Origin of the sequence: Hoylesella marshii DSM 16973 = JCM 13450, from assembly GCF_000146675.1 — a bacterium.
Lineage (GTDB): Bacteria > Bacteroidota > Bacteroidia > Bacteroidales > Bacteroidaceae > Prevotella > Prevotella marshii.
The window spans coordinates 1,026,322-1,029,258 of sequence record NZ_GL397214.1; the positions used below are offsets into that span (position 1 = coordinate 1,026,322).

General features: G+C 43.3%; 2 protein-coding genes. Both read left to right on the forward strand.

Annotated elements, in window-relative coordinates; all coding sequences use genetic code 11:
* The first annotated feature begins 168 nt into the window (after positions 1-168).
* On the forward strand, positions 169-2,742 hold the full coding sequence (locus HMPREF0658_RS10945; protein WP_006948854.1) for a leucine-rich repeat domain-containing protein: 2,574 nt from the start codon (positions 169-171) through the stop codon (positions 2,740-2,742).
* Positions 2,743-2,754: 12 nt separating this feature from the next.
* The coding region (locus HMPREF0658_RS11625) for a hypothetical protein (RefSeq protein WP_006948857.1) at positions 2,755-2,937 on the forward strand (183 nt) is incomplete at its 3' end.

Consider the following 2,937-nt stretch of genomic DNA (forward strand, 5'->3'; position numbering starts at 1 on the left):
AGGCAAAGGGCTCCAAGGAGTTCCCTTTGTTCGCTTTTTCGTGCCCGTTAGCAAAGCGTGGAAAGACGAAAATCTCTCTAAAATTATTCTCACTTTTCACCCGTCTGCTGCGGGTAAAAAAGAGAGTTGATGATATATCGATGTTTCATTTTAACAAAACCCAATCCAATGAAAAGAAAACTTTTACTATTATTGTTCATCCTTTCTATGCTTCCTATTTATGTGTCCTATGCACAAACTATTTATACCTATACGGCAAATGGGAAGATATGGCGTTATACCTTAAGTGGAACCCCGCAAACGGCAACCATTAAAGGTGCAACAAATATGGATGGTACACAAGCTTCTGGTGCACTGAATATACCCAACGAAGTAGGAAACGGACCTAAATATCCGGTTACGACAATAGGTATCCGTGCTTTTCATGCTCATTACTCCATCACAAGCCTTACCATTCCTCCCAACGTAAAAACGATTGAGGAAGGTGGATTTTATAAATTATTGAATCTAACAGGCGCACTTTCTCTACCAAATGTTACGACAATAGGAAAAGAGGCATTCGGAGAATCTCCAAAAATAACAAGCCTCTCTGCACCTAATGCTATCACGATAGCCTATAACGCATTCTCTAACTGTAGAGGATTAACGGGTATATTATCCTTACCCAAAGCAACTACAATTGGAGAAAGAGCGTTCTTCTATTGTACAAATCTAACGGGATTATCTTTGCCAGAAGTCACAACAGTTGGAGACTTTGCGTTCATTCGTTGTGTAAAAGTAACAGGAACTTTATCTCTACCTAAAGTTACAAGCATTGGGAATTACGCTTTTAATGACTGTTATAAGTTAACAGAGCTATCCGCACCCAATGTTACAGTTATTGGTGAGGTTGCATTCGTTGGCTGCAAATCATTAACCACAATCTCATTGCCTAATGTTATAACGATCAAGAAAAGGGCATTCTCTGGAATACTAACACTAATGGCGTCATTATCATTACCTAAAGCTACTACAATAGAGGAAGAGGCATTTTATGGTTGTAGAGGGATAACCTCTTTGTCCGCGCCTCAAGTTACAACAATAGGTAAAAGTGCATTTTACGACTGTGAAAAATTAACAGGTACATTATCTCTACCTAACGTTACAGCAATTGGAGAGAAAGCATTTGAGGGCTGCGAGGCATTAACAGGCTTGTCTCTACCTAATGTTACAACAATTGGAAAGAGAGCATTTTACGAATGTAAAAAATTAACAGGTCAATTGTCTTTACCCTATGTAACGACGATTGAGCAAGAAACATTTTCTGAATGCGAGAGTTTAACAGGACCACTCAACTTGCCTAATGTCACTACAGTGAAACAAGAGGCATTCAGAAAATGTTACAGTATAACAGGTACATTGTCGCTACCTAACGTCACCACGATAGAGTCCCGTGCGTTTGATCAGTGCGAGAAAATAACCAGTTTGTCTCTCCCCAAAGTTACAACCATTGGTTCTATTGGATTCTTAGTATGCAAATCCATCACCGGTGTCTTGTCACTTCCCAACATTTTAACTTTAGGACAAGCTGCTTTTAGTGGATGTACGAAAATAACGAATTTATCGATACCTAAAATTACGACAATTGGCGATAACGCGTTTGAATATTGCCACGGTCTTTCAGGAACACTTACTATACCGGCATCTATCAAGGAACTTGGAGAACTTGCTTTTGGCTATACATCGAATCTTGAAGTATTAAGAATCGAACCAGGAGCGTCGCTTACTCGTCTTGGGAATCGAATTGTTGGAAGACATTACAAGCTAAAGTATATAGATATGCAAGGAGTAACGCTTCCTGCAGGAGTAAAGATTACAAGAAAAGGCTATAATAATGGTCCTTTTTCAGAATTATTCTCACTCACCATGGTCTATTTGTCTACAGGTAGCCCTGCTCCTGAAGCCGGAGAAGAGAACTTTGTAATCGGCAATACTTGCGATAATTTCGTAGTCTACGATATCGAAGATCGTGGTCTTTTGGAAGGAAGTAGAGAGGGATTCTATTACTCTCCGTATACTTTTACGGCCAACAAAGCAACCTTTAGGCGCAACTTTGCCAACTCTTTTTACTCTACTGTTAAAACCCTTTTATTGCCCTATCCTGCAACTTTGCCCGACGGCATGCGTGCTTATACATTTGAAGCAAGGACAACACATTTGGGAATTACGCATTTCCGCTTTACTTCCGTGGGCGATGGTGGCACACAGCTCGAAGCCAACAAACCTTACCTTGTGCGGATTATCGATGGTTCGGCGAGCAAACAGTTTGGAACCGACGTAAACGTGCAGGTGCCCGTCACGCCGCCCATCGCCTCTACCGAGGTACAAGATGCGAATGGCCAAGGCTTCTATTTCGGCGGGACTACCGAGAATATCGACAATGCCACGGCAGCGGGTATGAAAGCGTATAATCTGATTAACAACCAGTGGCGACCCATCCGCACCGACAACCCCAACGGCTATATCCATTCGTTCCGCGCCTATATGCGCACCACCGGTGCAGCACCCGCCAAGGGCTTTGCCATTGTGCTCGACGATGAAGACACACCGACGGGTATCGACGACACTGTTGCAGAAGATGCGGTGGAGCAAGGCAACAGCCCCATCTACACGCTCGACGGCAAACTGATGGGCACGGACATCGATGCCCTGCCGAGCGGCGAGATATACATCAAGAACGGCAAGAAGTTTTATAAATTCTAATCCCCGAAAACAATGAGAGTAAAAGAAATCTATAGCGCACCGCGGATTCATGTTATCCCGATGCAGACGGAAAACCTGTTGGAAACCATCTCGCTGCCCGTAAACAACAACTCGTCCGACGGTGGCGGCGATGCCAAAGGCGGATTTTTCGATGAAGACGACGAAGCGCACGGGCAGAGTATGGCCGGCTACGAA